26 protein-coding genes are annotated in these 23661 nt (G+C 51.9%); 5 read left to right on the plus strand and 21 right to left on the minus strand.

The genetic code is table 11. From position 1 onward, the window contains the following. Positions 1–216: 216 nt before the first annotated feature. From ssb to ACGHM3_RS20680, 3 genes are all read right to left on the minus strand, one after another. Entirely contained in the window at positions 217–804 is a 588-nt protein-coding gene (gene ssb, locus ACGHM3_RS20670; RefSeq protein WP_345427009.1) for a single-stranded DNA-binding protein, read from the minus strand. A 161-nt stretch (positions 805–965) separates the two neighbouring features. After that, positions 966–2312, minus strand: coding sequence for an MFS transporter (locus tag ACGHM3_RS20675; protein ID WP_345427007.1), 1347 nt, complete (start codon positions 2310–2312; stop codon positions 966–968). Positions 2313–2442: 130 nt separating this feature from the next. Beyond that, positions 2443–3768 (minus strand): UDP-glucose/GDP-mannose dehydrogenase family protein, encoded by a 1326-nt coding sequence (locus ACGHM3_RS20680; protein ID WP_345427005.1) that lies wholly within the window; start codon positions 3766–3768, stop codon positions 2443–2445. A 460-nt stretch (positions 3769–4228) separates the two neighbouring features. Between ACGHM3_RS20680 and ACGHM3_RS20685 the strand changes: the two genes are divergently transcribed. Continuing rightward, positions 4229–4900, plus strand: a complete 672-nt coding sequence (locus tag ACGHM3_RS20685) for a LuxR C-terminal-related transcriptional regulator (protein WP_345427003.1) — start codon at positions 4229–4231, stop codon at positions 4898–4900. A gap of 248 nt (positions 4901–5148) precedes the next feature. On the opposite strand, the gene uvrA is transcribed toward ACGHM3_RS20685, so the two are convergent. After that, complete coding sequence (gene uvrA / locus ACGHM3_RS20690; protein WP_345427001.1) at positions 5149–7986, minus strand: excinuclease ABC subunit UvrA; 2838 nt, start codon at positions 7984–7986, stop codon at positions 5149–5151. A gap of 87 nt (positions 7987–8073) precedes the next feature. Further along, on the minus strand, positions 8074–9489 hold the full coding sequence (locus ACGHM3_RS20695; RefSeq protein ID WP_345426999.1) for a mannose-1-phosphate guanylyltransferase/mannose-6-phosphate isomerase: 1416 nt from the start codon (positions 9487–9489) through the stop codon (positions 8074–8076). A gap of 271 nt (positions 9490–9760) precedes the next feature. Here ACGHM3_RS20695 and rfbC point away from each other — a divergent pair, with 271 nt between their 5' ends. The 4 genes from rfbC (at position 9761) to panD (ending at position 13635) form a co-directional block, all read left to right on the plus strand. Further along, positions 9761–10297 carry a dTDP-4-dehydrorhamnose 3,5-epimerase gene (gene rfbC, locus ACGHM3_RS20700; protein ID WP_345426997.1) on the plus strand — a complete coding sequence of 179 codons (537 nt, stop codon included), beginning with the start codon at positions 9761–9763 and terminating at the stop codon, positions 10295–10297. 52 nt (positions 10298–10349) lie between these two features. Next, positions 10350–11264 (plus strand): dTDP-4-dehydrorhamnose reductase, encoded by a 915-nt coding sequence (gene rfbD / locus ACGHM3_RS20705; RefSeq protein WP_345426995.1) that lies wholly within the window; start codon positions 10350–10352, stop codon positions 11262–11264. A 363-nt stretch (positions 11265–11627) separates the two neighbouring features. Beyond that, on the plus strand, positions 11628–13193 hold the full coding sequence (locus ACGHM3_RS20710; RefSeq protein ID WP_345426993.1) for a SulP family inorganic anion transporter: 1566 nt from the start codon (positions 11628–11630) through the stop codon (positions 13191–13193). A 79-nt stretch (positions 13194–13272) separates the two neighbouring features. Next, on the plus strand, positions 13273–13635 hold the full coding sequence (gene panD, locus ACGHM3_RS20715) for an aspartate 1-decarboxylase (protein WP_345426991.1): 363 nt from the start codon (positions 13273–13275) through the stop codon (positions 13633–13635). Between the two features lie 162 nt (positions 13636–13797). Here panD and ACGHM3_RS20720 read toward each other — a convergent pair whose 3' ends face one another. The 16 genes from ACGHM3_RS20720 to rplE form a co-directional block, all read right to left on the minus strand. Then, a complete protein-coding gene (locus ACGHM3_RS20720; RefSeq protein WP_345426988.1) occupies positions 13798–15246 on the minus strand; it encodes an undecaprenyl-phosphate glucose phosphotransferase in 1449 nt (482 codons plus the stop codon). Between the two features lie 349 nt (positions 15247–15595). After that, positions 15596–15982, minus strand: a complete 387-nt coding sequence (gene rplQ / locus ACGHM3_RS20725; RefSeq protein WP_345426986.1) for a 50S ribosomal protein L17 — start codon at positions 15980–15982, stop codon at positions 15596–15598. Positions 15983–16044: 62 nt separating this feature from the next. Beyond that, the gene (locus tag ACGHM3_RS20730; RefSeq protein ID WP_345426984.1) at positions 16045–17034 is read right to left on the minus strand and encodes a DNA-directed RNA polymerase subunit alpha; all 990 of its coding nucleotides are present in this window, start codon (positions 17032–17034) and stop codon (positions 16045–16047) included. Positions 17035–17060: 26 nt separating this feature from the next. After that, complete coding sequence (gene rpsD, locus ACGHM3_RS20735; protein ID WP_345426982.1) at positions 17061–17681, minus strand: 30S ribosomal protein S4; 621 nt, start codon at positions 17679–17681, stop codon at positions 17061–17063. A 13-nt stretch (positions 17682–17694) separates the two neighbouring features. Continuing rightward, complete coding sequence (gene rpsK / locus ACGHM3_RS20740; protein WP_345426980.1) at positions 17695–18087, minus strand: 30S ribosomal protein S11; 393 nt, start codon at positions 18085–18087, stop codon at positions 17695–17697. 38 nt (positions 18088–18125) lie between these two features. Further along, the gene (gene rpsM / locus ACGHM3_RS20745) at positions 18126–18482 is read right to left on the minus strand and encodes a 30S ribosomal protein S13 (protein WP_345426978.1); all 357 of its coding nucleotides are present in this window, start codon (positions 18480–18482) and stop codon (positions 18126–18128) included. Between the two features lie 281 nt (positions 18483–18763). After that, positions 18764–18880, minus strand: coding sequence for a 50S ribosomal protein L36 (gene rpmJ / locus ACGHM3_RS20750; RefSeq protein ID WP_345426976.1), 117 nt, complete (start codon positions 18878–18880; stop codon positions 18764–18766). Between the two features lie 12 nt (positions 18881–18892). Next, a complete protein-coding gene (gene secY, locus ACGHM3_RS20755) occupies positions 18893–20227 on the minus strand; it encodes a preprotein translocase subunit SecY (protein ID WP_345426974.1) in 1335 nt (444 codons plus the stop codon). Positions 20228–20270: 43 nt separating this feature from the next. After that, positions 20271–20705 (minus strand): 50S ribosomal protein L15, encoded by a 435-nt coding sequence (rplO, locus tag ACGHM3_RS20760; protein ID WP_345426972.1) that lies wholly within the window; start codon positions 20703–20705, stop codon positions 20271–20273. Between the two features lies 1 nt (position 20706). Continuing rightward, positions 20707–20892: a 50S ribosomal protein L30 gene (gene rpmD / locus ACGHM3_RS20765; protein ID WP_345426970.1), complete on the minus strand. Its 186-nt coding sequence runs from the start codon at positions 20890–20892 to the stop codon at positions 20707–20709. Positions 20893–20939: 47 nt separating this feature from the next. After that, entirely contained in the window at positions 20940–21464 is a 525-nt protein-coding gene (gene rpsE / locus ACGHM3_RS20770; RefSeq protein ID WP_345426968.1) for a 30S ribosomal protein S5, read from the minus strand. 10 nt (positions 21465–21474) lie between these two features. Next, entirely contained in the window at positions 21475–21825 is a 351-nt protein-coding gene (gene rplR, locus ACGHM3_RS20775; protein ID WP_345426966.1) for a 50S ribosomal protein L18, read from the minus strand. Between the two features lie 10 nt (positions 21826–21835). Next, positions 21836–22369, minus strand: coding sequence for a 50S ribosomal protein L6 (rplF, locus tag ACGHM3_RS20780; protein ID WP_345426963.1), 534 nt, complete (start codon positions 22367–22369; stop codon positions 21836–21838). Positions 22370–22382: 13 nt separating this feature from the next. Then, entirely contained in the window at positions 22383–22775 is a 393-nt protein-coding gene (gene rpsH, locus ACGHM3_RS20785; RefSeq protein WP_345426961.1) for a 30S ribosomal protein S8, read from the minus strand. 26 nt (positions 22776–22801) lie between these two features. Beyond that, entirely contained in the window at positions 22802–23107 is a 306-nt protein-coding gene (gene rpsN, locus ACGHM3_RS20790) for a 30S ribosomal protein S14 (protein ID WP_345426958.1), read from the minus strand. A 10-nt stretch (positions 23108–23117) separates the two neighbouring features. Beyond that, positions 23118–23657 carry a 50S ribosomal protein L5 gene (gene rplE, locus ACGHM3_RS20795; RefSeq protein WP_345426956.1) on the minus strand — a complete coding sequence of 180 codons (540 nt, stop codon included), beginning with the start codon at positions 23655–23657 and terminating at the stop codon, positions 23118–23120. Positions 23658–23661 lie beyond the last annotated feature (4 nt).

Here is a 23661-nt window from a genome sequence, read left to right on the forward strand (position 1 = left end):
CAAGCCATATCTTTACAATTACAAAGCTTAAAAACTTATATGTTTACAAAAATATTAATATACGAATTTTAATAGTCACACATTTTTCAGACAATAAAAAGCCCTCTAGTATCTTTACAGACAAAAGAGGGCTAGTTATTAACTTAACCTATTAATTTATATGTCTTTTTTAAAACAAACCAAACCTAAAAGATTACAAATTAATATTTATCAGGGCTAGAAAGGGATATCGTCGTCGAAGGAATCCATGCCCGGAGGCTGTTGAGGCTGCTGCGGCGGCTGTTGGGGACGGCTTGCTGGAGCCTGCCCACCGCCGTAACCACCACCTTGGGCCGGGGCGCCTTGATTCATAGGTGGAGCCATACCGCCACCCTGCGGGCCGCCTTGGTTCACGCCACCTTGATTCATACCGCCCTGATTGCCGTAGCCGCCCTGTGCGGGGCGCACTTGTCCGGCGGCGGCTTCGGTGCGGCCACCCAACATTTGCATTTCGTTAGCAACAATTTCGGTGCTGTAGCGATCTTGGCCAGATTGATCTTGCCACTTGCGGGTGCGCAGGCTGCCTTCAACATACACCTGGGAGCCCTTGCGTAGGTACTCTCCGGCAATTTCCGCCAGGCGATTGAAAAACACCACACGGTGCCACTCCGTGCGCTCCTGCGGCTGGCCGGTTTGTTTGTCCTTCCAGGTTTCGCTGGTGGCAATGCTTAAATTGGTTACCGCACCACCACTGGGCATGTATTTGGTTTCCGGGTCTTGGCCGCAGTTACCCACAAGAATAACCTTATTAATGCCACGCGCCATGTTTGTCTCCTGATATTAATTTTTTGGCCAATACGGTAGAGGATAACCCTGCTCAACACCGGTTAATGCCGAACCCGTCACTCTACCGAAAGCACTTCGGCAAGCCAAGCCGTTGCCGCAAAACCACTGCGAACCACCACACCGAACAATCAAAGGCAACGCTATTGCAAACCCAGAGCCTGCAGGCTGCCGCGTTGGAATTCATCGCTGTGTACGCGCAATGATGCGGCTTTTAACTCTTGTAAATGGGTGACTTCCAACACCCCGTTGAGTCGCTTGAGCGGCTCGGCCAGTTGCTCAAACGAGCGGCCCTCGAGATTGACCACCACCTGCTGGGTGGGTTTGGGAACCGACATAGAATAACTGAACAACCACCACACCGCAGCCACCACAGCACCCAGCCAAAATACGGCGTGGCTGCCATACTGTTGCAGCAGCCAGCCGCCAAAAGCACCGCCGGCAAAAGCCCCCAAAAATTGGCAGGTGGAATAGACCCCACTTGCGGCCCCCTTAGTACCCGCCGGGGCGGTTTTACTCATTAGCGAAGGCAAGGTTGCTTCCAGTAGGTTAAAACCCCAAAAGAACACCAACAAAAGCACCACAGCCCAAACCAGGGAGGCCGGTACCAGGGCCATCAACAACAAGCTCACACACAAGCTGGCCACGGCAATTAAAAATACGGGCTTGGTTTTACGGCGCTTCTCCGCCAGGATAATCAGCGGCACCATGGCAACAAACGCTATCACCATCACTGGCAAGTACACCTGCCAGTGCTTGGCCACCGGCAGTGCGGACTGCACCAAAACACCGGGCACGGCCACAAACAAAGCCGTCATTAAAAAGTGCAGAAAAAACACGCCCAAATCCAGGCGCACCAGCTGGCTATGGCCCAGCACCGTACGCAGCCGCGACCCTGCACTGCCCTGCTCCACCACCGGGCTTTTAGGTTGCTTGGGAACAACAAACGCGGCCACCAGGATACCCATTACAGCCAAACAAGCGGTTACCCAAAAGATTCCGGCCAAGCCCCAAACGGAGGCAATAACAGGCCCCAACACCAGGGACATCGCAAACGCCACGCCGATAGAAGCACCCACCGACGCCATGGCTTTGGTGCGATTTTCATCGGACGTGAGATCGGTCAGCAGCGCCATTACAGCAGCGGCGATAGCGCCCGCGCCTTGCAGCGCGCGGCCAATAATCAGCCACTCAATACTGGTGGCCGTGGCCGCGGTTACGCTGCCCAAGGCAAACACCGCCAAGCCGGCGATAATCACCGGTTTGCGGCCAAGGAAGTCGGATAACAACCCCAGTGGAATTTGCAACAGAGCTTGGGTTAAGCCATAAACGCCCAGCGCCAAACCCAACAATGCAGGCGTTGCACCTTGGTAATCAGCACCGAGCACCACCAGCACAGGCAGCACCATAAATAGGCCCAGCATGCGGGTGATATAAAGCGAGGCAAGCGACGCTACGGCGCGTCGCTCAGAGTGGACAGTGGTCTGCACGGGGTTACAGCTAGCCTTGTGTTACCGGGGTCTGAGAAATGTGGGCGCTATTCTAATCGCCCTAGCCTGGCCAAACCAGAGGCAGACCCGTTTATCCCACCAAAGGCGGCTCCGGAGCCGCCAATAGTGGTCAATTTCCTCGGCCGATTCCGATGTAGCGAAAGCCGAGCTCGGTCATCTGATGTGGGTTGTAGATATTGCGGCCATCTACGATCAGTGGGGTTTTGAGGCTATTTTTTATGGCGTCGAAGTCAGGTGCCCAAAAGTTTTTCCACTCGGTACAAATCACCAAGGCGTCGGCATCGTGCAAACAGGCTTCTTTGGTGCCCATTAATTGCAAGTCTTCACGCTGGCCGTAAATGCGCTGGGTTTCGTTCATGGCTTCTGGATCGAAGGCCTTAACGCGGCCGCCGGCGGCCCATATGGCCTCCATCAGCACTCGGCTGGGTGCCTCTCGCATATCGTCGGTTTTTGGCTTAAAGGCCAACCCCCAAACGGCGAAGGTTTTGCCGGCAATGTCGCCGTCCAAAGCGGCGGAAAGCTTACTGAACAGTCGACTTTTTTGAGCTTGGTTGACCTCTTCTACTGCTTCCAACAGCGGCGCTCGGTAGCCCACTTGGGAGGCGGTGGACACTAGGGCTTTAACATCTTTAGGGAAACATGAGCCGCCGTAACCACAGCCAGGATAGATAAAGTGGTAACCAATGCGCGGGTCGGAGCCAATACCGGCGCGAACTTGCTCAATATCGGCACCCACACACTCGGCAATATTGGCGATTTCGTTAATAAAACTGATTTTGGTGGCCAGCATGGCATTGGCCGCGTACTTGGTCAGTTCCGCCGAGCGCACGTCCATAAACTTCAGGCGATCGTGGTTGCGGTTAAACGGCGCGTAGAGCTCGCGCATGGCAGCCTCTACGGACTCAGCGTCGGTGCCCACGACGATACGGTCCGGCTTCATAAAATCGGCCACCGCGGCGCCTTCTTTCAAAAACTCAGGGTTGGAAGCAACGTAGTATGGGATATCAACATCGCGCGATTGCAACGCCTCTGCCACCGCAGCCGATACTTTATCTGCAGTACCCACCGGAACCGTGGACTTGGTCACGATGATGGTTTCTCGGCTCATGTACTGGGCCACGGTACGTGCAACATTAAGCACGTATTTTAAATCGGCGGAGCCATTTTCATCCGGTGGCGTGCCCACGGCGATAAAAATCATATTGGCGTGCGCCACGGCACTTTCGGCGTCGGTGGTAAAGGCCAATAAACCCGACTCCACATTGTTAATCACAATGCTGTCTAGACCGGGCTCGAAAATCGGGATTTGCCCTTCCTTAAGCGCGGCAATCTTAGCCTCATCAACATCCACACACACAACATCGTGGCCAGTCTCGGCCAAGCAGGCCCCGGTCACCAAGCCTACATACCCTGTGCCAAACACCGTTACTTTCATTGGCTAAGCCTTCCTTAAATTTAAACTTTTAACAGCAAAGCATTAAATGACGCAAAACGTTAGAGTCCTCATAATTCGCTTTGAGGGCACCGTTCAGCTTCCCTGCGCGGACCAACGCCCGCGAAGGCCCCACTTTAGTCAATTGCAGCCAGGGGAGCAAACCTCAATTGGTATCGCCATCGAGGGGCTACCGAGACAAAACGCCACCCAGTTCACACCCATAATGTCGACTGGCCAGTCAATTACTGATACGCCGCTCACAAATTTTAGAATCAACTTATAAATGCACAGCTTGAGCGCGCAAACCGAATGGAATAAGCGTTATCCTTTTTTGACGACAACCTGCAATCTTGTCTTACAGCAGTAATCCGTAAAAGCACTTAGTAGAAATAACCAGTAATAGCAATAATCAACGCGGCCCACCGCGCACGAAACCACATTTGAATAGGGACGTTCGATAATGGATTCAACTGTACCCCCTCGCTCAGCCCACGGCCCCACCAAGGCGGTCAACACAGCGAGTAACCGTCAGGTTTTAATTCTGGCCAGTAAGGCCGGCTTTGGCACCCAAATGCTAATGAATCTGTTGACCAAAGACTTAAACTGCCAATGCCAACACCTAGCCAAAGGCAGCGACGTTGCAAGCAAACCGGACTTGGTATTAATTAACTGCCACGATCTTTCCGAACAGGCCATCGCCGACTGGCTGCAAATCAACCTGCGCAGCTGCCAAAAAGTGGCGTTGTTTAATGTGCCCAAATCACAACACTACGAACGCCTAGTGGAGTGGCCCAGGCTAAACGGCTTATTTTACGACGACACGCAAGAATCCATGCTGCTACAGGGATTGGAAAAAGTACTCGAGGGCGACCTGTGGCTGCCTAGGACCATCCTCGCCAAGCACCTGGAATCCAGCCGCAACACTCACCCCAAACGGGTGGATATTTCCCTAACCCAGCGCGAAACCGATATTCTAAAATTGATGAAAAACGGCGCCAGCAACGCATCCATAGGCAACACGCTGGGCATGAGCGAAAACACGGTGAAGAGTCACTTGTACAAGGTGTATCGCAAAATTGGCGCCAGCAACCGAGTGGATGCCGGCAATTGGGCGCGCATTAATATCGAGTAGAAGTTTGGACTATAAGCGCGCTGTGGAGAGGCTGCCTAGACACAGCCAGGGTATCGCTAAAACAGTGTTGGCTGCCTAAAAAAGCTCAACGGCGCCTACAATGGCAATGGCAATGGCAATGGCAATGGCAATGGCAATGGCAATGGCAATAAAATATTCGGACAATGTAGTCTGCCAAAATTAAACAACGCCGAGCTTGTATTTTAGCTTCACGAAACGGCGGATTTGCCGCTTCGCTCGAAAGCCAATTACACCGCTTTAGCCTTTTTTAGCATGGGTTTTAAAAAGCGACCAGTATGGGATGCTTTTACCTTGGCCACCTGCTCCGGCGTGCCTGTGGCTATGATTTCTCCGCCGCCACTACCGCCCTCTGGCCCCAGGTCCACCAGCCAATCTGCGGTTTTGATAACATCCAAATTGTGCTCAATCACCACCACAGTATTGCCCTGGTCGCGCAGGCGGTGCAAAACCGACAGCAACAATTCGATATCCTGAAAGTGCAAGCCCGTGGTGGGCTCATCCAAAATGTAGAGAGTACTACCGGTATCGCGCTTGGATAGCTCCCGCGACAATTTCACCCGCTGAGCTTCACCACCGGACAAGGTAGTGGCGGCTTGACCCAGCCGGACGTAACTCAAGCCCACATCCATTAAGGTTTGCAGCTTTTTAGCAATGGCGGGGATAGCATCGAAGAAAGCCCGCGCATCTTCCACCGTCATATCCAACACCTCTTGGATACTTTTGCCTTTGTATTTAATCTCTAAGGTTTCGCGGTTGTAGCGCTTACCGTGGCAAATATCGCAGGGCACGTAGATGTCTGGCAAAAAGTGCATTTCCACTTTAACCACCCCGTCGCCCTGGCAGGCTTCACAGCGGCCACCTTTGACGTTAAAGCTAAAACGCCCGGCCTTGTAGCCTCGAGACCGAGCCTCCTGAGTGCCGGCAAACAGCTCTCTTACTGGGGTAAATATTCCGGTATAGGTTGCCGGGTTGGAACGCGGCGTGCGGCCGATGGGGCTCTGGTCTATATCCACGCATTTGTCGAGTTTTTCCAGGCCGTGAATCTCTTGGTAGGCAGAAGCCTTTAACGTGGTGGCGCCGTTTAACACGGTAGCCGCCAAAGGATATAGCGTGCGATTAATTAATGTAGATTTACCGGAGCCAGATACACCGGTAATGCACGTCATCAAGCCCAATGGAATTTCCAGCTCCACATTTTGCAGGTTGTTGCCCGTGGCACCACTGAGCAACAGAGTTTTTTCTGGGTCGATGGGGTTGCGCTTGCCGGGAATGGCAATGCATCGCTCGCCGGATAAAAACTTGCCGGTTACCGATTTGGGATTGTCCATCACTTCTTGTGGCGTCCCCTCGGCCACCACTTCGCCACCATGCACACCGGCGCCGGGGCCAATGTCAATGACGTAGTCCGCCGCCCGGATGGCGTCTTCATCGTGCTCCACCACAATCACCGTGTTGCCCAGGTCGCGCAGATGAATCAGCGTGTTCAACAAACGCTCGTTATCGCGTTGGTGCAGGCCGATGGAAGGTTCGTCTAGTATGTACATCACGCCCACTAGCCCGGCGCCGATTTGGCTGGCCAAACGAATCCGCTGGGCCTCTCCGCCGCTGAGGGTATCGGCACTGCGGCTAAGGGTTAAATAGTTGAGGCCCACATCCACCAAAAAACGCAAACGGTCTCGCAGCTCTTTTTGAATTTTGTCGGCAATTTTGCCCCGCGCACCGTCGAATTTCAGCGCGGCAAAATAATCGAATGCCTCGGCCACCGGCATTTGCGTAATCTCCGGCAAGGTTAATTCGTCAATAAAGACATTACGCGCATCTTTTCTCAGCCGTGTGCCGTTGCACTCAGGGCAGTGCTGGCTGCTCATGTATTTGACCAACTCTTCGCGCACAGAGGTGGACTCGGTATCGCGGTAGCGCCGCTCCATATTTGGCACCACCCCCTCAAAGGTGTGCCGGCGAGAAATCACATCGCCACGATCGTTGACATAACTGAAATCAATTTCTTCGCGGCCAGAGCCATACAAAATCGCCTCTTTGTATTTTTTAGCCAGTTTCTTCCACGGTTTGTCGACATCAAAACCATAGTGGCCAGCCAGGGAAGACAGCATATGGAAATAATAGATATTGCGCTTATCCCAGCCACGAATAGCCCCTTCGGATAGGGATGCCTCGGGAAACTGAATGACCTTGTCTTCATCGAAATAGGATTTAACACCTAAACCATCGCAGGACGGACATGCTCCGGCGGGGTTGTTAAACGAAAATAAACGCGGCTCTAACTCCGACAACGCATAGTCACACACCGGGCAGGCGTGTTTGGACGAAAAGGTACGGTCCTCGTCTTTACCGTCCATATCGGCGATTAACGCTGTACCCTCACTTAACCCCAAGGCGGTTTCGAAGGATTCTGCTAGGCGCAGTTTTAAATCCGAGCGTACCTTAAAACGATCCACCACCACTTCGATGGTGTGCTTGCGGCGTTTGTCCAGCTTGGGCAAATCATCCAAATCCACCACTAAACCATCGATGCGGGCGCGGATAAAGCCATCGCGCTTAAGCTGCTCAAACACGTGTAGGTGTTCACCTTTGCGTTCACGAATCACCGGTGCCAGCAACATCAGCTTACTGCCCTCGGGCATGGCCAACACGCTGTCCACCATCTCGCTGATGGTTTGAGCGCTGAGCTTTTCGCCGTGCTCAGGGCAGCGCGGCTCACCCACCCGGGCAAACAACAAACGCAGGTAATCGTAGATTTCTGTAATGGTACCCACGGTGGAACGCGGGTTATGCGAGGTGGATTTTTGCTCGATAGAGATGGCCGGGCTCAACCCCTCAACGTGGTCGACGTCGGGTTTTTCCATCATGGACAAAAACTGACGGGCGTAAGTGGATAGCGATTCCACATAACGGCGCTGGCCTTCGGCGTACAGCGTGTCGAAGGCTAACGATGACTTACCCGAACCCGACAACCCGGTGATAACAATAAGTTTGTCCCGGGGAATGGTTAAGTCGATGTTTTTTAAATTGTGCGTTCGCGCGCCGCGAACAAGGATTTTGTCCACAAAAAACCTTTAATAGCTGTATTGAGTTGGGGGGAAAGATGGGTTGAAGAGGAATATGGGGGCTATTCGCCCCCAGACAAGCTTACGTTAGGCTCGGCCGTACAGATCTTTAAATCGAACGATATCATCTTCGCCCAGATAACTGCCCGATTGTACTTCGATCAACTCCAAGGCAATTGCGCCAGGGTTTTTCAATTGATGCTTTTGACCAATGGGGATGTAGGTGGATTGGTTTTCGGTGAGCATAATTTCGTTATCACCGTTAACCACCACGGCAGTGCCCGATACCACCACCCAGTGCTCGGCCCGATGATGGTGCATTTGCAAGGACAGCTCCGCACCAGGGCGCACCACAATGCGCTTAACCTGGAAGCGCTCGCCGAAATCGATGGAGTCGTAGTAACCCCATGGCCGATATACCTTGCGGTGGGTGCTGGCCTCGGAGCGCTGCTGGCTTTTAAGCTCACCCACAATGGCCTTAACATCCTGCACCTGATCCTTACTGGCAACCATAAGCGCGTCATCGGTATCCACAATCACTAAATCATCCACACCCACGGTGGCGATAAGTTTTCGATCAGCCTGAATGTAACAGTTGTTGGTTTCGTAAGTGATGACATCACCCCGGGTGGTATTGCCGTGCTTGTCTTTATCGGAAACGTCCCACAGAGCGGACCAGGAGCCCAGGTCGCTCCACTCCGCAGATAACGGCACCACGACCGCAGAGTCGGTTTTTTCCATCACCGCGTAGTCGATGGAGTCATCCGGGCAAGCCTCAAATGACGCCCGATCAATGCGAGTGAAATCCAAATCAACTTCCGCCTTGGCAAAGGCCTCGCGGCAAACGGCAACCATCTCTGGGTTGAATTTCTCCAATTCCTCAATGTAGCGAGAGGGCTTGAACATAAACATGCCGCTGTTCCAGTAGTATTCACCGGTACCGATGTAGCGCTCGGCCACATCCACGGTTGGCTTCTCCACAAACTGCATTACCTGGAAAACTTCACCCAGCGGATTATCCACCGGCTGAGAGCGGCGAATGTAACCGTAACCGGTTTCCGGGGCGGTGGGTACCACTCCAAAAGTTACCAGTCTACCGGCCTCGGCTTGGGCTTCAGCGACAGAAACGGTAGCATGGAAAGCGGTTAAATCTTGAATGTCGTGGTCTGCCGGCAGTACCAGCACCACAGAATCGTCACCACTGGCCAAAATGGCCAAGGCGGCTAGGGCAATCGCCGGGGCGGTATTACGGCCCACGGGCTCCAACACAATACCGGCGGGCTGGCGATCACAGGCGCGCAATTGCTCGGCCACCATAAAGCGGTGGTTTTCATTGCAGATCACCCAAGGGGAAGAAAGATTGGCAATGCCGTCCAAGCGCAGAACCGTGTCTTGCAACATGGTGTTGTCGCCCACTAACGGCAGAAACTGCTTGGGGTATTGCGATCGAGAATATGGCCACAGACGCGTCCCTGAACCACCTGACAATATTACCGGTATCATGTTTTACATTCCTCTGAATTGAGCCGGGCTATCCCTCGCCACCACATCGGCAGCAATTGCCTGAGACTGCTGAAAGATCGCTATATCTAGCGCTGCCGTTAAGTTTAGCAGTTAACTGACGAAAACAGGCCGCAGAGCCACAGTTTACAAAGCCCCGCCGAGTAACACCAGAGGCAACGCATATAGCAAAGTATTGCAAGAACCAGCACACATTATGCCCCCTTGGTGCTACACTGCGCCCACGAAGTATTAAGCTAATTTGGAAGTCACCATGGAAGTCATTAAGACCAGCTTAGACGGCGTGGTTATCATCGAACCCAAAGTGTTTGGCGATGAGCGCGGGTTCTTTCTGGAGTCATTTCACGTCGATCGCTACCGCGAATTAGCCGGCATTGAGCTACCCTTTGTGCAAGACAACCACTCGCGCTCCAGCAGAGGCGTACTGCGTGGCCTACACTTCCAGGTGAAAAACCCCCAGGGCAAATTAGTACGCGTGGTGCGCGGTGAAGTCTACGATGTGGCGGTAGACGTCAACCCAGACTCGCCCACCTACGGCAAGTACGAAGGCGTCATTCTGAACGAATCCAACAAGCGTCAGTTTTGGGTGCCACCGGGTTATGCCCACGGCTTTGTGGTATTGAGCGACACCGCCGATTTTGAATACAAGTGCACCGAATTGTACGACCCCGCCGACGAAGGCGGCATCATCTGGAACGACCCTAAAGTCGGCATTGACTGGCCCATCGATAACCCGACGCTGTCCGCCAAGGACGCCGTACTGCCGACCCTGGACGAACTAAACGCTTAAACCTAAGTCGCTTAAATCCAAGTCGCTTAAACCTAGGCCACAGGCACTGCCTGTGGCCACCGAATTTGCAAGCGAGGCATCTTTGAAAATTCTTATTTTCGGCCACAATGGCCAGGTCGGCTCCAGCTTAGTAGAACAACTGAACCAGCAAGACCAAACCCTGATCTGTCCATCTCGCACCGAGGCAGATTTTGCGCACCCTGAACAAGTCACCCAGTGTATTGAAAGCTACCAACCCGACGTCATCGTCAATGCCTGCGCGTACACGGCGGTGGACAAAGCCGAGAGCGACCAAGCCACGGCTGACGCGGTAAACCATTTGAGCGTGGCGGCCATGGCCCAGGCGGCGCTGGCGGCCGACATCCCAGTCATTCACATCTCCACCGATTATGTGTTCCCTGGCGATGCCAAACAACCGTACCTCGAGGACGACGCTACAGGCCCGCACAGCGTTTATGGCCAAACCAAACTGGATGGCGACCTGGCATTGGCCAACACATTGCCAAAGCAGGTTACTCTACGCACCAGCTGGGTATTCGGTGAATACGGCAACAACTTTGTGAAAACCATGTTGCGCCTGGCCGAAAGCCGAGATGAACTGAACGTGGTTGCTGATCAGCACGGCAAGCCCACCTACGCTGGCGATATTGTCACCTCCATTTTGGCATTTTTAAAAGCATTGGCAGAGCAAAAACCCATCGTTTGGGGCACCTACCACTGCAGCAGTGCGGGTGAAACCACCTGGCACGGATTTGCCGAAGCGATATTCGCTGAAGCAAAGTCATTGGGCGTGATCAGCAAAACACCCAAAGTTCATCCCATCCCTAGCAGCGACTTCCCTACCCCGGCACCGCGGCCTGCCTATTCAGTACTCAACACCGATAAGCTCAACGCCACCTTGGCTCAGCCTCTACCTCATTGGTCCGAAGGCTTGCATAAAATGCTGCGCCACCTGCAGCAGGGCTAACAGCAATTGCATTTGCCCGCGAATCGCGACTCTGGCCGATTTGCGGGCTCTGATTTCTTCGCAGGCTCTGAGCCACCGGCGCGATGCTCCAAGCAAAAAGACCAAGAGAGCAGCAGCTAAAATGTCGTGCCTGGCTCCGACAGCATCGATCTTTTAGATCACCGGTTGTAACAGCATCTTGCTAGAAATTCTGGCCAGAGACTACAACAACACCCGCAAACGACGTCGGTGAATCCCCAATGCAGTCCCTTGGCTGCCCCCCGTTCACCGATTGGCTTCAGCAAACAGTAAAAGACACTGCCGGGCAGGTTTGATAGTATGCGCGGCTTTTAGTTTTGGCATTCAACCGCACCCGAGGCACCCATGTTTAACCTGCTGGATAAGCGCCCAACCAACGTTAAAAACGATTTACTGTCCGGCGTTACCGTCGCACTCGCCTTGGTGCCAGAAGCCGTTGCCTTCGCCTTTATTGCCGGCCTAGAGCCCATGGTTGGCCTCTACGCCGCATTTATGATGGGACTGATCACGTCTGTTTTTGGCGGCCGGCCGGGTATGATCTCCGGCGCCACCGGCGCCACTGCCGTGGTTATGGTTGGTCTAGTGGGAGCCTACGGACCGCAATATCTGTTTGCCGCCGTATTTTTAGCAGGTCTTATTCAAATCGCCGCCGGCGCCATGAAATTGGGTAAATTTATACGCATGGTGCCCCACCCGGTTATGCTCGGTTTTGTTAATGGCCTGGCCATCGTTATCTTTTTATCGCAACTGGCGCTGTTCAGGCACGAAACCAGTGAAGGCGTGTGGAGCACGATCCCCAGCACCGAACTGACATTAATGGGCATTTTGATTGTGATCACCATGCTGATCATGCACTTTCTGCCCAAATACACCAAAGCGGTTCCCGCAGGTTTGGTGGCCATCGTCAGTGTCACCCTGGCGGTTTACTTCCTCGACCTACCCGCACGCACGGTGATCGACTTTGTGGCTGACAAACTGCCCGAATCAGAAGCCGCCACGGCGTCCTTACAGGGCTCGTTGCCCACCTTCAGCATTCCTACTGTGCCATTCACGCTAGAAACGCTCATCATTATCCTACCCACCGCCGTGATTATTGCCGCGGTTGGCCTAATTGAATCCCTGCTCACCTTAACCCTCATCGACGAGCTGACCAATACCCGTGGCCAGGGCAACCGAGAATGCTGGGGCCAGGGCCTGGGCAACTCAGTGAACGGCCTATTCGGCGGCATGGGTGGCTGTGCCATGATCGGCCAGAGCATGATCAACATTAACAACGGCGGCCGTGGACGCTTGTCTGGTATCACCGCCGCCGTGGTATTGCTGGCCTTTATCCTATTTGCCGCCCCACTCATTGAAATGATCCCCCTGGCAGCATTAGTGGGCGTCATGTTTATGGTGGTTCTGGGCACCTTTGAGTGGTCGAGCTTCCGCATCATGCGCTTAATTCCGCGCACCGACGCCTTCGTTATTGTGCTGGTTTCGGCGATTACGGTGATACACGACCTCGCTATCGCTGTGGTGGTGGGCGTTATTGTGTCGGCACTGGTATTCGCCTGGAAACACGCCCAGCATATCTACGCCGACATCTACACTGACGAAAAAGGCCGCAAAGTCTACGACCTGCGCGGTCCCATTTTCTTTGGCTCTGTACATAACTTCAAAAATATTTTCGACCCAGAAAACGACCCTGCCGAAGTCATAATTGAATTTAAACGCTCCCGGGTTTCTGACCACTCAGGCATCGAAGCACTGGATGGCGTGGCCGAAAAATACCAGCAGCTGAGCAAGCAAGTGCACTTGCGCCATTTAAGCCCGGAGTGTCGCAATCTGCTGGAAAAATCCGGAGATCTTTGCGAAGTCAATGTACTGGAAGACCCAAATTACCGCGTAGTTACCGACAAACTGGGTTAATTTCTGTACCATAGCTGCCCATAACTATTAGTCCAAACAACTGCCCCCCCTGGGCCGAAGCATTTATGGAGAGAGCCGCATGTTGATCGAGGTATTAAAGGCCAAGATTCACCGCGCCAGCGTCACCGATGCCAACCTCAATTACGTTGGCAGCATTACCATTGATAGCAAACTACTCGATGCCAGCGGAATCCGCGAGCACGAGAAGGTGCAAGTGGTCAATATTACCAACGGCCAACGCTTTGAAACCTACGTTATCGTTGGTAAAGCTGGGTCGGGTGAAATCTGCTTAAACGGCGCCTGTGCTCGTCTGGCTGAAATCGACGATAAAATTATTATTATTGCCTATTGCCAGTTGGATAACGACGAATACGAGCAACACCAACCCGCGGTCGTATTTGTTGACGACAACAACCAGCAAGTGGATAAAGAAGCACTATAACCGGCATAGGCCCGCAGGCATCCGCCGTCACGGCTGAAGTCGCGCCAGCCCATTGCCCAGCAGCTAATTTTACCAGCCCCTTTCTTCACCCCCCATCCCTACAACGTAAAAAGCACAGCCGGTGCTGTGCTTTTTACGTCAATCAGTAAACTGAGCCTGACTTTAGAAGGCGTTTTTGCCAACAAAACCTTTAAAGATCGTTAAAAATATGATCTTCAGATCCCAAAGAATGGACCAGTGGCGGATGTACTGCAGATCGTATTCTACTCGCCGCTCCATTTTATCCAAGGTATCCGTTTCGCCGCGAGCTCCGTTGATCTGCGCCCAACCGGTGATTCCGGGTTTAATTTTATGACGTAACATATACCCGAAGATTTGCTCGCGATACAACTCGTTGTGAGCCACAGCATGGGGTCTGGGGCCGACAATGGACATGGTGCCTTCCAGCACATTAAAAAACTGCGGCAGCTCATCCAGGGAGGTTTTACGCAGGAATCCACCTACTCGGGTTATACGGCTGTCGTTACGCTGGGCTTGCTGAATCTGATCGGTGCTGTCTTCACATACCGACATAGATCGGAACTTCCACATTTTGAACGGCTTGCCATCCAACCCGTAGCGGGTCTGACGAAAGAACACCGGGCCCTTTGAAGTGAGTTTTACGGCGGCGGCGATAAGCAACATTGGCCCGCTGATCAAAGCCAAAATACACAGCGCAATTACCAAGTCTTCCATGCGCTTTAACATGGACATGGTGCCTCGGTTAGGCTCCCCCACCACACCAATGGCCGGGATGCCATTCAGATTAATTGTTCTAGCGTGCAGTAGATCAAACATAAACACATCAGGGATGATGTAAACCGACGTAGCTGACTCCGCCAAGCGCTTGGTTAACCATTGAATACGCTGTTCGCCGCGCATGGGGATAGTGACGTAGACCTGATCAATAACACCGGCGCGAGCGTCCCGAATAAGGTCATTAAAGTTACCCGAAATCTGACACACACCGGCCTGGCCGTGCAGCGCTCGTGGCTTTTGGTCGCCAATAACGGGTTGCTCTGGTGCCTGGCGATCGTCGTAGAAACCCTGGACCGTATAGCCACCCCAGCTGCAATTTTGAATACGATGCGCAACATCCAAAGCCAGCTCACCATTACCGACAATGGCCACCGAGCGGGTGTTGTAACCCCTATCCCGTACCGCCTGCAGAACCACGCGTAAAATCACCCGCCAAGCTAACAGCATTAACCAGGTGCAGGCGAACCAAAGTGCAAACTGAGGCCAGGAAAATAACGACTCTTCCAGGTGCGTAACGCTGCCAACGGCCATAATAAAGGTAAAACTGGCAATCCAGCAGAAAGATACTTGACGGGCTTCCGCCCAGATGGTTTCGGAGCGCCAAGAACGATAAATTTCTGCAAATTCAGCGGAAAACTGAAGGCAAATCACCGCACCCAAGGCTGCGATAAAATAGGACTGAGGCACTGTATCCAACGCCTGGCTGGCGGTGATAACAACACCGGCGATCACTAACGCGCAATCCGTTACGCGAGAGAACAACGCAAATAGAGAACTGTGTGGCTTTACCGATCCTCTGGCACCTAATGCCATAAATAAATTCCCTCTTCCTTCTTATGGTAACCAACGTCGAATAGCTTAAACCAATTCATCATGAATGAATTTAAGCACGAATGATATTAACAAAACTTAAAGGCCTGAACTGACCAAAGATAAATAAGCCGCGCATAATAATGTTTACTAGTGCATCACTGCAATGCTAGCTGGATAAATGGCTAAACTTTGTCAGCTAAAGTAGAAACCACTAATACACTTGAAACAACAAGCGCGACAGCGCCATGAAAATCGAGAGCTTAATTTAAGCGTGCCCCACGACCGGACGGCCAAGAGCAGAGAGGGGTGGTAGGCCAACCAGCGAAGGCATCGCTGGCTGGCAAAGAGGTTAATCTTCCTCTACTACCTCGGCTTCCACCGGGCGATCAACCAACTCAACATAGGCCATAGGCGCCTTGTCACCGGCACGGAATCCACATTTCAAAATGCGGATGTAGCCGCCGGGGCGATCTTGGTAACGTGGGCCGAGCTCGGTAAATAACTTACCAACAACGGCGTCGTTACGTAGGCGAGCAAAGGCCAAACGGCGGTTTGCTACGCTGTCTTTCTTTGCCAGAGTAATCAGAGGCTCGGCGACGCGACGCAACTCTTTTGCCTTTGGCAGGGTGGTTTTAATCAACTCGTGCTCAACCAGGGACGAAGTCATGTTACTAAACATGGCTTTACGGTGAGAACTGTTGCGATTCAGCTTACGGCCACTTTTACGATGACGCATGACTCTAAATCCTTCGGTTAATTGCTATCACAGCAATATGATTCGGTTAAGGCGCGGGGCTTTTAATCGTCGTTGCGCAGGCTGGCAGGTGGCCAGTTCTCCAAACGCATACCTAACGAAAGTCCACGGGTCGCCAGAATATCTTTGATTTCTGTCAGTGATTTCTTACCCAGGTTAGGCGTCTTTAACAGCTCTACTTCGGTGCGCTGGATCAGGTCACCAATGTAGTAAATGTTTTCGGCCTTGAGACAGTTGGCAGAACGAACAGTTAATTCCAAATCGTCCACCGGTCGCAGTAGAACAGGGTCTACTTCTTCTTGCTTCTCTTCTGGTTCAGCGTGTTTTTCACCTTCGAGGTCAACGAATACGGCCAACTGCTGCTGCAGAATGGTTGCCGCACGACGAATCGCTTCTTCAGGGTCAATGGTGCCATCGGTTTCAAGATCGAGAACCAATTTGTCCAAGTCAGTACGCTGTTCAACACGGGCGCTTTCCACGGTGTAAGCCAAACGCTTCACCGGGCTATAAGTGGCATCCAACTGCAGACGGCCAATGGCGCGAGTTTCCTCTTCGTCACTAACACGGCTATCAGCCGGCTGATAACCACGACCACGAGCCGCAGTCAGCTTCATGCTGAAATCGATATCGCCAGTAACGTGAGCGATCACGTGCTCTGGGTTTACGATTTCAACTTCGTGGTCAACCTGAATGTCGCCTGCGGTTATCACACCAGAGCCGCGCTTAGAAACGGTCAGGGTAGCCTGATCTTTGCCGTGCATAAGGATGGCAACGCCTTTCAGGTTTAACAGGATTTCGATAACGTCTTCCTGAACACCCTCGATGGCGCTGTACTCATGCAGCACACCAGAGATTTCCGCTTCCACAATGGCGCAGCCAGGCATGGAAGATAACAAGATGCGACGCAGAGCGTTGCCCAGTGTATGGCCAAAACCGCGCTCCAGTGGCTCCAATACCACTTTTGCGTGATTGGTGCTTATGTCGGTGACATCGATAGTTTTGGGTGTCAAAAAGTCGTTTACAGCACTCTGCATAGTCATACCTATAGTTAGTTAATCGCTTACTTAGAGTAGAGCTCAACGATGAGGTTTTCGTTGATTTCGGCTGGCAGATCACCACGATCAGGCGTGCGCTTGAAAGTGCCTTCTTTCTTATCTGCGTTTACTTCAACCCACTCTACCTCGGCGCGACCACGGGACAGTTCCAAGGCGTTGTTAATGCGCAATTGGTTTTTCGCTTTTTCGCGAATCGCAACTACATCGCCGGTTTGGATTTTGTAGGATGGGATATTAACCACGCTACCGTTAACCAAGATCGACTTGTGCGATACCAACTGCCGGCTTTCTGCGCGAGTAGAACCAAAGCCCATACGATAAACAACGTTATCCAGGCGAGTTTCCAACAATTGCAGTAAGTTTTCACCGGTGGCGCCCTTCAAGCGAGCCGCTTCTTTATAATAAGAGCGGAACTGCTTTTCTAGGATACCGTAGGTGCGACGTACTTTTTGCTTCTCGCGCAGCTGAACACCGTAATCTGACAGACGACCACGACGGGCGCCGTGCTGACCAGGGATGGTTTCAACTTTACATTTAGAATCTAACGGACGCGCGCCGCTCTTCAGGAACAGGTCTGTTCCTTCACGACGAGCGAGTTTACATTTTGGTCCTCTATAACGAGCCATCAGTTAACCCTCCTTATACTCGACGTTTCTTCGGCGGACGACAGCCGTTGTGTGGAATCGGGGTTACATCGGTGATGTTAGTCACTTTGTAGCCGATGTTATTCAGAGCACGTACCGCGGATTCACGGCCTGGCCCTGGGCCTTTAACTTCTACGTCAAGGTTCTTCAAACCGTACTCTTTGGCAGCTTCACCGGCGCGCTCTGCGGCCACCTGGGCGGCGAAAGGCGTGCTCTTACGTGAACCACGGAAGCCGGAACCACCAGCGGTAGCCCAGCTCAGGGTGTTACCCTGACGGTCTGTAATAGTGACGATAGTGTTGTTGAAGGAAGCGTGGATGTGCGCAACACCGTCAACAACCGTCTTTTTCACTTTTTTGCGAGGAGCTTTGTTACTTGGCTTAGCCATAAGCAAATCTTCCTAAAACGGTTAAATAAGCGGTTAGCTTACTTCTTGATGGGTTTACGCGGGCCCTTACGAGTACGCGCGTTAGTTTTGGTGCGCTGGCCACGCAGTGGCAAGTTGCGACGGTGGCGTATGCCACGGAAACAACCCAAGTCCATTAAACGTTTGATGTTCATGGAAACTTCACGGCGAAGATCACCTTCTACGGATAATTTCGCCACTTCTTCACGCACTGTATCCATCTGAGTTTCAGAAAGATCACCAATTTTTGTGTCCTCTGCAATGCCGGTGGCAGCACAGATCTGTTTGGCGGTGGTTTTACCCACACCGAACACATAGGTGAGAGAAATAACGGCGTGTTTGTTATCTGGTATGTTGACACCAGCAATACGAGCCATTCGGATTACTCCAATTTTAAGAAAATTACGGCACTAACAGCAGTGAAAAAGCACTCTGCCGCCTCTAAAATCCTGTTTTTTTTGGGATTTATAGGCAATACGGCCAAAAAAGACGCTAATATGCATCCAAAAAGGCGCGCAAGAATACTCGTTAAACTGCCCAATTGCAATAGCTTGGCGATTTCTCAACCAAACGACAGTTAATGCCTCCAGTCCAGTAAACAACAAAGCAGCGGTCGAACCGCTGCTTTGTCGCCAACCGAATTTTGACCGCCCGGTTGTTAGCCTTGGCGTTGTTTGTGCCGAGGTTCTACACTGCAAATTACACGCAACACACCGTTGCGACGTACCATTTTGCAGTTACGACACATTTTTTTAACAGATGCACGTACTTTCATGATTCACCTCATTTAGCGGGTAACACCGCTACCGAAACCTTTTAAATTAGACTTTTTCATCAGCGAGTCGTACTGACTGGACATTAAGTGCGACTGTACTTGCGCCATAAAATCCATCACCACAACTACTGCAATCAATAGCGATGTACCACCCAGGTAGAAAGGAACGTCTGTCGCCAACACCAAAAACTGTGGCAACAAACAAACCGCAGCGATATAAATCGCGCCAACCAGGGTTAACCGAGTTAACACCTTATCGATGTAGTTGGCCGTGTGCTCGCCTGGGCGAATACCCGGCACATAAGCACCTGATTTCTTCAAGTTATCGGCTACTTCGCGTGGATTGAACATCAACGCTGTGTAGAAGAAACAGAAGAAGATGATCATGGCCGTGAAGATAATAAAGTTCAGCGGCTGACCCGGGCCAATGGCCAGGGCGATCTCTTGCAAAATATCAGAGCCAGTACCCTCGGTGCTGTTACCAAACCACTGAGCTACAGAGGCAGGGAACAACAAAATACTGCTGGCAAAGATAGCCGGGATAACACCCGCCATATTTACCTTCAATGGTAGATGGCTGCTCTGCGCAGCAAACACCTTGCGGCCCTGCTGTCGCTTAGCGTAATTCACCGTGATCCGTCGCTGGCCACGCTCCATGCGTACCACAAACCAAATCACCGCGACTGCTAACAGCGCTACCAACAACAAGATGACAATGTTCAGATCACCTTGCCGTGCACTTTCAAATGCCTGGCCAATCGCAGAAGGAATACCGGCAACAATACCGGCGAAGATCAACATCGAAATACCGTTACCGATACCTCGCTCGGTCACCTGCTCGCCCAACCACATCATGAAAACAGCACCCGTTACCAGTGATACCACAGCAACAAAGTAAAAGCTGAAATCAGCAACATAGGCCAAGCTTTGGGCCAAGCCTACCGACATACCAATGGCCTGTACGGTAGCCAGTATCACCGTCAGATAACGAGTGTACTGATTGATCTTGCGACGACCTGCGTCGCCTTCTTTCTTGAGCTGCTCCAGCGAAGGCGTCACCGCCGACATCAGCTGCATAATGATCGATGCAGAAATGTACGGCATGATGCCCAGCGCCAGAATCGACATTCGCTCCAGAGCACCACCAGAGAACATATTAAACATCCCCAGGATAGTGCCCTGGTTCTGGTTAAACAGGTCTGCTACGCGGTCTGGATCGATGCCCGGCACCGGAATGTGGGTACCAATGCGGTACACCACAATCGCTAAGAACAAAAACTTCAGGCGAGCCCAAAGCTCGCCTAGACCTTTCTGATTACCAAAGGGTAATTTTCCCGCAGATGCCATTGCTTCCCTCGTCTACCTATTGGTAAGAACAAGCCCGGAAGGCTTATTCTTCTACTTTACCACCGGCAGCTTCGATGGCCGCTTTCGCGCCTTTGGTGACCGCCAAACCTTTAACGGTTACCGCTTTGGTCACGTCGCCAGATAAAAAGATCTTAGCGCGCTTGATGCTTGCGTTGATCAAGCCGGCATCTTGCAATGCAGCGATATCCGCTACTTCGCCCGCCAGCTTATTCAGCTCAGAAGTACGGATCTCCGCAGTGACGCGGCCTACACGAGAGCTGAAGCCAAATTTTGGCAATCGCTTTTGCAAAGGCATTTGACCGCCTTCGAAACCTGGCTTAACGCTGCCGCCAGAACGCGCTTTTAAACCTTTATGACCACGACCGGCGGTTTTACCAACACCGCTACCGATACCACGACCAACGCGCTTTTTAGCACTCACTCGGCCAGGAGCAGGACTTAGAGTATTTAAACGCATGTTACTCACCTTCTACCTTAACCATGTAATTAACAATATTGATCATGCCGCGAGTTGAGGGAGTATCTTCAACTTCTACGGTGTGACCAATGCGACGCAAACCCAAACCGGACAAACACGCCTGATGATTTTTCAAGCGGCCAGAACTGCTTTTAACTTGGGTCACTTTGACTGTTTTCTTAGCCATGTTTCCACCTATTCACAGACTGCCGGGCAAGCCCGACAGGTTGGCGTTTAGCCAGTGATTTCTTCTACGGATTTACCGCGCTTGGCGGCAACGGATTCAGGAGAAGCCATCGCCTGCAGAGCTTTAAAAGTTGCTCGCACAACGTTTACCGGGTTAGTAGAGCCGTAGCACTTAGCCAGTACGTTCTGCACACCAGCGATCTCCAAAACGGCACGCATCGCACCACCGGCAATAACGCCAGTACCTTGAGATGCAGGCTGCATGTAAACGTTAGACGCAGAGTGACGACCCTTGGTTGGGTATTGAATGGTATCGCCATCCAACTCTACCTGGATCATGTTGCGACGAGCGGCCTCCATGGCTTTTTGAATAGCCTGAGGTACCTCACGTGCTTTACCGCGACCGAAGCCTACCTTGCCATTACCATCACCCACTACAGTCAGCGCGGTGAAGGTAAAGATACGACCACCTTTTACGGTTTTGGCAACACGGTTAACGCCGACCAATTTCTCTTGCAAGCCTTCGTCTTGGACGGAGGCTTGGTTACGATCTTCTTTACGATTATTAGCCATAGTTTAACCTTTAGAATTCAAGACCCGCTTCACGCGCTGCATCTGCCAACGCTTTTACACGGCCATGGTACTTAAAGCCGCTGCGATCAAAAGCCACCTCGGTGACGCCTGCCGCTTTAGCACGCTCTGCGATCAGCTGACCTACTTTGGTGGCGGCATCGGCGTTACCGGTGCTTTCACTGCGCAGGTCCTTCTCAACGGTAGAAGCACTGGCCAATACCTTGCTGCCTTCCGCGGCAATCACTTGGGCGTAGATATGGCGCGGGGTACGGAATACAGTTAGACGGCTGACACCTAACTCGCGGATTTTGGCGCGAGAACGGCGAGCACGACGTAAACGAGATTGTTTTTTTGCACTCATTTCCTATCCCCTACTTTTTCTTGGCTTCTTTACGACGCACATACTCATCGGAGTAACGTACACCCTTACCTTTATACGGCTCAGGCTCACGGTAAGCGCGGATTTCTGAAGCAACCTGACCAAGCAGCTGCTTGTCGGCACTCTTCAGTACAATTTCAGTCTGACTAGGAGTCTCGGCCGATACGCCCTCCGGTAGGGCGTAATCGATTGGGTGCGAGAATCCCAAAGTCAGGTTTACAGTTTTACCTGCGGCTTTAGCACGATAACCAACACCCACCAGCTCCAGTTTCTTTTCAAAACCCTCGCTAACGCCAACAACCATGTTATTGACCAGTGCGCGCATAGTGCCCGCTAACGCTTTCGACTGCTTGGCTTCGCTTTTCGCCGCAAACTTCAACAGGTTATCCTCTTCAGTAACCGTAACATCTGCGTGAATATCGAGAGCCAAAGTACCCTTACCGCCTTTTACAGAAAGCGCCTGACCGTTAAGGTCAACTTTCACACCAGCAGGGACTTCAACCGGACTATTTGCAACTCGTGACATGACAAATTCCCAATTAGAACACTGTGCAAAGAACTTCACCGCCAATACCTGCAGCACGTGCAGCGCGGTCAGTCATTACACCTTTACTGGTGGATACGATAGCAATGCCCAAACCGCCACGAACAGAGGGCAACGCATCTTTACCAGCGTAATTACGCAAACCAGGACGGCTAACTCGATCGAGTTCAGCAATCACAGGCTTACCTTCAAAATATTTCAAAGTAATGGTCAGCTGTGGCTTAGCATCTTCACTTACAGAGAAATCTGCAACGTAACCTTCGTCTTTCAGTACGTGTGCCACGCTTACTTTCAACTTTGACGATGGCATGACAACCGTAGACTTACCAACCATTTGGCTGTTACGGATGCGAGTCAGCATATCTGACAACGGATCTTGCATGCTCATTTCATCGACTCCTAAAAATTATTTAACTACCAGCTGGCCTTAACCAGACCCGGGACATCGCCACGCATGGCGGCTTCACGCAACTTGTTACGACACAGGCCGAACTTGCGGTAAACCGCGTGCGGACGACCTGTGATGCGGCAGCGGCGCTGAATGCGAGTAGCACTGGCGTCGCGCGGCATTTTTTGTAACTGCATTTGCGCTTCCCAAATCTGCTCTTCGCTAGACTCTGGGTTGTAAATAATTTCTTTTAACTGAGCGCGTTTTTGTGCGTACTTAGCAACTAACTTGGCACGCTTGGCGTCACGCGCAATCATTGATTTTTTAGCCATGACTGCTTCCTTAACCTTTTAATGGAAAATTAAAGGCTTTTAATAACGCCCGGCCTTCGTCGTCGGTACGCGCCGTAGTGGTAATGCAGATATCTAAACCGCGAAGCTTGTCTACTTTATCGTATTCAATCTCCGGGAAGATAATCTGCTCGTTAACGCCCATGGAGAAGTTACCACGACCGTCAAACTGCTTAGGGCTGATACCGCGGAAATCACGTATTCGCGGAATAGCGATACTGACTAAACGCTCAAGGAACTCGTACATACGCTCACTGCGCAGAGTTACTTTACAGCCGATGGGCCAGCCATCACGAATTTTAAAGCCTGCAATAGATTTGCGGGCTTTGGTTACTACTACTTTCTGACCAGTAATCGCTTCTAGATCACGCACAGCGTTTTCCAAAACTTTTTTGTCACCAACCGCCTCACCAACACCCATGTTCAAGGTGATCTTGGTGATCTTTGGGATTTCCATGACATTTTTTAAACCCAGCTCTTGCTGCAGCTTGGGCGCGATTTCTGACTTGTAGACTTCTTGCAAATTAGCCATTTTT

This window comes from Halioxenophilus aromaticivorans, assembly GCF_042850945.1.
In the GTDB taxonomy this organism is placed as follows: Bacteria; Pseudomonadota; Gammaproteobacteria; order Pseudomonadales; family Cellvibrionaceae; genus Halioxenophilus; species Halioxenophilus aromaticivorans.